This window comes from Pseudomonas proteolytica (assembly GCF_007858275.1).
Classification (GTDB): domain Bacteria; phylum Pseudomonadota; class Gammaproteobacteria; order Pseudomonadales; family Pseudomonadaceae; genus Aquipseudomonas; species Aquipseudomonas proteolytica.
The window spans coordinates 41,081-48,680 of record NZ_VFEV01000046.1 but is presented as its reverse complement, the minus strand read 5'-3'; the positions used below and the strand labels follow the sequence as shown (position 1 = coordinate 48,680).

The 7,600-nt window shown below is 57.8% G+C and carries 6 protein-coding genes; 5 read left to right on the top strand and 1 reads right to left on the bottom strand.

Features of this window, described 5'->3' with window-relative positions; all coding sequences use genetic code 11:
- Window positions 1–330 precede the first annotated feature (330 nt).
- Complete coding sequence (locus tag FIV38_RS25885) at window positions 331–1,089, top strand: hypothetical protein (RefSeq protein WP_235860994.1); 759 nt, start codon at window positions 331–333, stop codon at window positions 1,087–1,089.
- A gap of 547 nt (window positions 1,090–1,636) precedes the next feature.
- On the opposite strand, the gene nadB is transcribed toward FIV38_RS25885, so the two are convergent.
- Window positions 1,637–3,241: an L-aspartate oxidase gene (gene nadB / locus FIV38_RS25880; protein WP_092234279.1), complete on the bottom strand. Its 1,605-nt coding sequence runs from the start codon at window positions 3,239–3,241 to the stop codon at window positions 1,637–1,639.
- Between the two features lie 469 nt (window positions 3,242–3,710).
- On the opposite strand from nadB, the gene rpoE reads away from it, so the two are divergent.
- From rpoE to FIV38_RS25860, 4 genes are all read left to right on the top strand, one after another.
- Window positions 3,711–4,292: an RNA polymerase sigma factor RpoE/AlgU gene (gene rpoE / locus FIV38_RS25875; protein WP_003172477.1), complete on the top strand. Its 582-nt coding sequence runs from the start codon at window positions 3,711–3,713 to the stop codon at window positions 4,290–4,292.
- Window positions 4,293–4,324: 32 nt separating this feature from the next.
- Window positions 4,325–4,912, top strand: coding sequence for a sigma-E factor negative regulatory protein (locus FIV38_RS25870; RefSeq protein WP_029299081.1), 588 nt, complete (start codon window positions 4,325–4,327; stop codon window positions 4,910–4,912).
- A gap of 16 nt (window positions 4,913–4,928) precedes the next feature.
- Window positions 4,929–5,885 carry a MucB/RseB C-terminal domain-containing protein gene (locus FIV38_RS25865; RefSeq protein WP_092234282.1) on the top strand — a complete coding sequence of 319 codons (957 nt, stop codon included), beginning with the start codon at window positions 4,929–4,931 and terminating at the stop codon, window positions 5,883–5,885.
- Between the two features lie 252 nt (window positions 5,886–6,137).
- On the top strand, window positions 6,138–7,568 hold the full coding sequence (locus tag FIV38_RS25860; RefSeq protein WP_092234285.1) for a DegQ family serine endoprotease: 1,431 nt from the start codon (window positions 6,138–6,140) through the stop codon (window positions 7,566–7,568).
- The last annotated feature ends 32 nt before the right edge of the window (window positions 7,569–7,600 follow it).

Sequence of the window (7,600 nt, the reverse complement as noted above, 5' to 3'; positions counted from 1 at the left end):
GGCTTGATGGTCTTGAATCGGAACACTGCTGCTAAGCTTATCCACAATTGCTGGGGCAAAAATCAGCAATCCGTCCTGGGTCAATTTTCAGTCGGCAGGGTGGGTCAGTTTTAAATCAGCGCCAACAAGCAAGGCGGCATCATCCGTTTTAACTCCTCGGCTGAGGTAAAGGACAACGGCGCGACTGGCGCTGAGACGTTCGTTGAGATCCTTACAGCGGGCCTTGACGACTACTTTAACGGCGGTGACTGGGAAGCGGCGGCAGAGGACGCAATCCCCTGTGAGTTCCGCCCTAAGGGCGCTGAGCCAACCACACAGCAGATTATGCTGATGCAAGACCGTAGCGTTGAGTTCGATCCCCGTAAATCCATCTACGATGACTCGACCTTTGAGAAGGGTGAGGCAGTCGCTGGTGACTTCCTGTTCTGTGAGGCGACCCCGCATGCCGCTCTGTTCTCTTTCCGTCAAACGTTCTTCGACCACCACATGATGGCTGGCTTCACTGCCAATGGCATGGGTCAGATGGCCGAGAAGATGCTGAAAGACTTTGAGCTGTCTTGTGGGGCGACCATTGCGAAGATCCTGACCAGTGCTGCATCCACCGAGACCAAGGCACTGACTGGCTTATCGAAGAACCCACGCGAACGCGCAGAGGACATCATCGACGGCCTGACCATGAACATCAACCAAGCCGTTGGCACTTCGCTGTCTGACTTTGTGTTGCTGATTCCTGCAAAGGAAGTCGCTGGTCTTGAGCGTGCTGCTCAACGAGCTGGTTTGTCGGATGTAGAGGAGCTATTGGGTTGTGGTACGCAGTTCTATTCTGGTGAAGACCTCGGCATCTTTATGCTTCCTAAAGACATGGCCTCTTTGAGCTTCCGCCAAGATGGTGATGGCGATGTGTGGCAGATCCATGCGACCCGCAACGCCAATGCAGCAGCATGGGACGTAGAGATCATTGGTGTGGCTGATGTAATGGCTCAGGCCAAGGTGCAACTCAAGCTGGCAAACCCAGCCGACCCAGCCGAGAAGCTCCAAGTTGAGCTGGTAGATTTTCCAATGGTCACTCGTGTGACGCTGGGCGAATAGATGGATGAAGTCCTGAGGCTCCCTATGAGGAGTCTTGGGTTCTTTTAGTGATACGTTATTTCATTGCTTTAATTGGCTGGTTCAAGGAGGACCCTATGACCATGCGAAAGATATTCGGTTAGCTGTCCTCAAGGCTATCGTTAAATCTCCCAGCTTCTGGAAGGTAGTCGCCATGATTGCCATAGTCAGTGGGGTCGCCGTGCCTGAGGGGCTCATTGAGCTTACCCACGATCTGTTGAGCGATGTAATGACAGCTATGTAGGGCGCCCATGTATGAATTCGCAGTGGTTCTTGGCTCGCAGGTTATTCAGATTTCACACAGGAACTCCTTGAGGTCCCTTTAGAATTTGAGAGAAAAATCTGAGCGATCACCTTTAATACTCTCTGGGCGCGCTTACCCCCGTAGGCCCTCGCACGCTCGCTCAGGCGCACGATAAGGACCCTTGCGGGCAGGCGATAAGGACCCCAGCGTTGGGACAAATGTGCGCCAAAGCTGTTACAAATCGAGGTCCTATGGTGCTACGCTAAGGTCTCCTAACGTGCCTCATCAGGTCGGTGTAAGGATCGTATCCTTCGCCTCTGGCAGCATCCCTGGATAGTCCAGCGTGTAGTGCAGACCCCGAGATTCCTTACGTTCCATCGCAGACCTGATCATCAGTTCCGCTACCTGAGCAAGGTTCCTCAATTCAATCAGGTCTCTGCTTACTCGGTAGTTGCTGTAGAACTCGTCGATCTCATCCAGCAACAACCGCACACGATGCTGCGCCCGTGCCAAGCGCTTGTTGGTGCGCACGATCCCCACGTAGTCCCACATGAAGCGCCGCAGCTCGTCCCAGTTGTGGGCGATGATCACGTCCTCGTCCGAGTCGGTGACCTGGCTGGCGTCCCAGCGGGGCAGGGCGGCCGGGACCGGGACGCGCGGCAGTTGTTCGAGGATGTCGGCGGCTGCGGAGCGGGCATAGACGAAGCATTCGAGCAGCGAGTTGCTGGCCATGCGGTTGGCGCCGTGCAGGCCGGTGAAACTGGTTTCGCCAATCGCATACAGGCCAGGGACGTCGGTGCGGCCTTGCTGGTCGACCATCACCCCGCCACAGGTGTAGTGCGCCGCCGGGACCACCGGGATCGGCCCTTTGGTGATATCGATATTGAAGGCCAGGCAGCGTTCGTAGACCGTCGGGAAGTGAGTCTTGATGAAGTCGGCTGGCTTGTGGCTGATGTCCAGGTAGACGCAATCGATGCCCAGGCGCTTCATCTCGTGGTCGATGGCGCGGGCCACGATATCCCTTGGTGCCAGTTCGGCGCGCGGGTCGAAGCGCTGCATGAAGCGCTCGCCGTTGGGTAGCTTCAGGTGGGCGCCTTCGCCCCGCAGGGCTTCGGTGATCAGGAAACTCTTGGCCTGGGGGTGATACAGGCAGGTGGGGTGAAACTGGTTGAACTCCAGGTTCGCCACCCGGCAACCCGACCGCCAGGCCATGGCGATGCCATCTCCGCAGGCACCGTCGGGGTTGCTGGTGTAGAGGTAGACTTTGGCGGCGCCACCTGATGCCAGGATGGTGAAACGCGCGCCGTAGGTATCGACTTCACCGCTGGCGCGGTTGAGGACGTAGGCTCCCAGGCAACGCTCGCCGGCCAGGCCCAGGCGTTTTTCGGTGATCAGGTCGACGGCGACCCGTTGCTCCAGCAGTTCGATATTCGGCCGTTGCCGGGCCTGGGCCAGCAGGGTCTTGAAGATCGCGGCGCCGGTGGCATCGGCGGCATGGATGATGCGCCGGTGGCTGTGGCCGCCTTCACGGGTCAGGTGGAACTCGAAACCACCGTCATCACTGCCCGCATGTTCATCACGGGTAAACGGCACGCCCTGGTCGATCAGCCACTGGATGGCTTCGCGGCTGTGCTCGACGGTGAAACGCACTGCTTGTTCGTTACACAGGCCGCCGCCGGCGTTGAGGGTGTCTTCAACGTGGGATTGCACCGTGTCGGTGTCATCCAGCACGGCAGCAACTCCGCCCTGGGCCCAGAACGTCGAACCGTTGGCCAGGTCGCCCTTGCTCAATACAGCTACGCGCAGATGGCTCGGCAGGGTCAGTGCAAGGCTCAAGCCTGCGGCGCCGCTACCAATCACCAGGACATCGTGTTGAAACTGTTGGCTCATTTATGGGATTCCGCAAAAAGCGATCCGAAGGGGTGGCGCAAACAGGACGCCTGGATCGGCGAATCAAAGGGTCACACGGCCCACTAGTATATAGAGGGGGCTATCGGCACAATAGCCGGGCATTCGTGGCATTGTGAGACTACGGTGAGCGAACTGCACGGCTTTGATGAGGCGGTCCGGTAGGGCGGTGGGAACTTTTGTATCCCTCCCGACTCCATTACAGGATGCCCGAAAGCTGGGAAAACGTTGGTTTTACTGATTGGCCTGGAGCATGGGAGCGTCAGAAAACCGGCGACAAGATTATTCGCGCAGCCGGCTATGCCCGCGCTGCGTTTTTCGTGTGTGCCAAAACAGAGCCCACCGGAAACTTGCTTGAAGGGGGAGAACTTTTGCGAAAAGTCCTAGTCTATGTTTGCAAGCCTGATCGTTTAGTTATGCAAGCCTCCTTCAAGTACAACGAGGAGTGTTCATGCTAACCCAGGAAGAGGATCAGCAGCTTGTTGAGCGCGTTCAACGCGGCGACAAGCGAGCATTTGATCTGCTAGTGCTGAAATACCAGCACAAAATTCTCGGGTTGATCGTGCGGTTTGTGCACGACACCCATGAAGCGCAGGACGTTGCACAGGAAGCCTTTATCAAGGCTTACCGTGCACTCGGTAATTTCCGCGGTGACAGTGCGTTTTACACGTGGCTTTACCGCATCGCCATCAACACGGCGAAGAACTATCTGGTTTCTCGCGGTCGCCGCCCGCCAGATAGTGATGTGAGTTCGGAAGATGCTGAATTTTATGATGGTGATCACGGCCTCAAAGATCTCGAGTCGCCGGAGCGTGCATTGCTGCGCGATGAGATCGAAGGCACTGTCCATCGCACTATTCAGCAACTGCCAGAAGATTTGCGTACGGCGTTAACTTTACGTGAATTCGATGGTCTGAGTTACGAGGACATTGCGAGCGTCATGCAATGTCCGGTGGGGACCGTACGCTCCCGGATTTTCCGGGCTCGGGAAGCCATCGATAAAGCCCTGCAACCGTTGTTGCAGGAAAACTAAAGACAGCGGCGACAGCCAAGAGAGGAACCGCCATGAGTCGTGATGCCCTGCAGGAATCGCTGTCCGCAGTGATGGATAACGAAGCGGATGAACTGGAACTTCGTCGAGTGCTCAATGCATTTGATGACGCCGAAACCCGTGATACCTGGTCTCGTTACCAAGTCGCTCGGGCGGTGATGCACAAGGATCTACTAGTCCCTCGTCTGGATATTGCTGCGGCCGTTTCTGCTGCGCTGGCCGATGAAGCCGTTCCGGCAAAAGCTGCACGTGGTCCGTGGCGTAGCCTGGGTCGCTTGGCAGTTGCTGCCTCGGTGACTGTGGCCGTACTGGCTGGTGTGCGCCTGTACAACCAGGACGAGATCGCCGGTGCCGAACTGGCCCAGCAAACCCAGCAACCGGTCATGGCCGGTCCGCAGGTCAAGGGTCCAGCTGTACTGGCCGGCTACAAGGAAAGCTCTGAAGCACCAGGCCCGATGGCCAATGGCGTGCTGCAAGGGCAATCCGGCTGGCAGGACCAGCGTCTGCCAGGCTACCTGCGTCAACACGCTCAGGAGTCGGCGGTAAAAGGCACCGAAAGCGCCTTGCCTTACGCTCGCGCTGCAAACCTGGAAAACCGCTAAACCGCTAAGGAGCTTTATGCGTGCCATACCGCTCCTTGCGCTTTTGCTCAGTGGCTGGTTTGCAGTTCCTGCCCAAGCCGACGAAGGCCAGGATTGGCTGAAACGTCTTGGGCGGGCAGGGCAGCAAAGCTACCAAGGCACGTTTATCTACGAGCGTAACGGTAGTTTTTCTACCCATGAGATCTGGCATCGCGTCCAGAACGGGCAGGTTCATGAGCGCTTGTTGCAGCTCGATGGATCGGCTCAGGAGCTTGTGCGTATCGATGGGCGCATCCAATGCGTTTCCGGCAGTCTGGTGGCCGGCGTCGATAACTCCCCGGGCGCTTCCGCCCACGAATTCGACCCACAAAAACTCAACCCTTTCTACGAGATTGTCGTCAGCGGAAAGTCGCTAGTGGCCGGCCGTAAAGCGGTGATCGTGTCGCTGACCCCGCGTGACCAGTACCGCTACGGATTTGAGTTGCACCTGGATCGTGAAACCGCGCTGCCTCTCAAGTCGTTGCTGATTAACGATAAGGGGCAATTGCTGGAGCGATTCCAGTTCACCCAACTGAAGACCACAACCCCCGATGCGCGTGATTTGCAGCCAGGCAGCGACTGCAAGCCGTTGACCCCTGCGAGCAATAAGGCGTCAGCGCCGACGGGCCAGGCCCAGGCTTGGCATCCACAATGGTTGCCGCCAGGGTTCGAGTTGACCCGCAGTGACGCGCGCAAGGATCCCAAGACCCAGGTGGTTGTAAACAGTTTGATGTATGACGATGGGCTCGCGCGTTTTTCACTGTTCCTTGAGCCTGTGACGGGTGAGGCTGCTACCGAAAGCCGCGTTCAGCTTGGTCCTACGGTTGCGGTATCCCGTCGCATGAGTACGCCTGAGGGCGACATCGTTGCCACGGTTGTCGGGGAGATTCCGATGGGGACCGCCGAACGGATAATCCTGTCTGTTCGCAGTGGCCCGGCGCCCGAAAAGCCTTGAACCGTTAATCCTATGCTCATCCAGATCGTTCACAGTGCTGCAGGAGACAGGCGAAGGTTGCCTCGTTCTTCTGCCGAGAACATGAAACTTCTGGAGAGTATTTTCACTTGCAAAATCTCCTTATGTTTTTTATAGGTCAGAACTCCTCGGCCCTGGCCTTGTGTTGTTCACGCAATGTTGACGTCGCTAGTAGTAGCCTTCGGCGTTTATTGAACCCTGTCGCCCAACCCTGCTCGTCGTAACGGGAGCTGTATGTCGATACCACGTTTGAAATCTTACCTATCCATAGTCGCCACGGTGCTGGTGCTGGGTCAGGCCGTTTCCGCGCAAGCGGCGGAGTTGCCTGACTTCACCCAACTGGTGGAGCAGGCTTCGCCTGCCGTGGTGAACATCAGTACCACCCAGAAGCTGCCGGATCGTAAAGTCTCGAACCAGCAGATGCCCGACCTTGAAGGCCTGCCGCCCATGCTGCGGGAGTTCTTCGAGCGTGGCATGCCCCAGCCGCGCTCGCCCCGTGGTGGCGGTGGTCAGCGCGAAGCGCAATCCCTGGGCTCGGGCTTTATCATTTCGCCCGACGGCTACATCCTGACCAATAATCATGTGATCGCCGACGCCGACGAAATTCTCGTACGCCTGGCTGACCGCAGTGAACTCAAGGCCAAGCTGGTCGGCACCGATCCTCGCTCCGACGTCGCCTTGCTGAAGATTGAAGGCAAAGACCTGCCGGTGTTGAAGCTGGGTAAATCCCAGGACCTCAAGGCCGGGCAATGGGTGGTGGCCATTGGTTCGCCGTTTGGCTTTGACCATACGGTGACCCAAGGCATCGTCAGCGCTATCGGCCGCAGCCTGCCGAACGAGAACTATGTACCGTTCATCCAGACCGACGTGCCGATCAACCCGGGCAACTCCGGTGGCCCGCTGTTCAACCTGGCGGGCGAAGTGGTGGGGATCAACTCTCAGATCTACACCCGTTCCGGTGGGTTCATGGGCGTCTCCTTCGCTATCCCGATTGATGTGGCCCTGGACGTTTCCAACCAACTCAAGGACGGTGGCAAGGTCAGCCGTGGCTGGTTGGGCGTGGTTATCCAGGAAGTGAACAAAGACCTGGCTGAATCCTTTGGCCTGGACAAGCCGGCTGGTGCCCTGGTCGCGCAGATTCAGGATGATGGCCCGGCTGCCAAAGGCGGCTTGAAGGTTGGCGATGTGATTCTCAGCATGAATGGCCAGCCGATTGTCATGTCTGCTGACCTGCCGCATCTGGTAGGCGCACTCAAGGCAGGTGGCAAGGCCAAGCTTGAAGTGATCCGCGAAGGCAAGCGTCAGAATGTTGAACTGACTGTCGGAGCCATTCCGGAAGAAGGCCAGGAACTCGCGCTGGGCGGCAAATCCGGCGCCGAGCGCAGCAGCAACCGCCTGGGCATCGCCGTGGTGGAGTTGACCGACGAACAGAAGAAGAGCTTCGACCTCAAGAGCGGCGTGGTGATCAAGGAAGTTCAGGACGGCCCGGCCGCCCTGATCGGCCTGCAACCCGGTGACGTGATTACCCACTTGAACAACCAGGCCATCAATTCCACCAAGGAGTTCACCGACATCGCCAAGGCGCTGCCGAAGAATCGCTCGGTGTCGATGCGGGTCCTGCGTCAAGGGCGCGCCAGCTTCATCACCTTCAAACTGGCGGAGTAATGCGCTAGTAGCGGGTCAATAAAAAGCCCCGC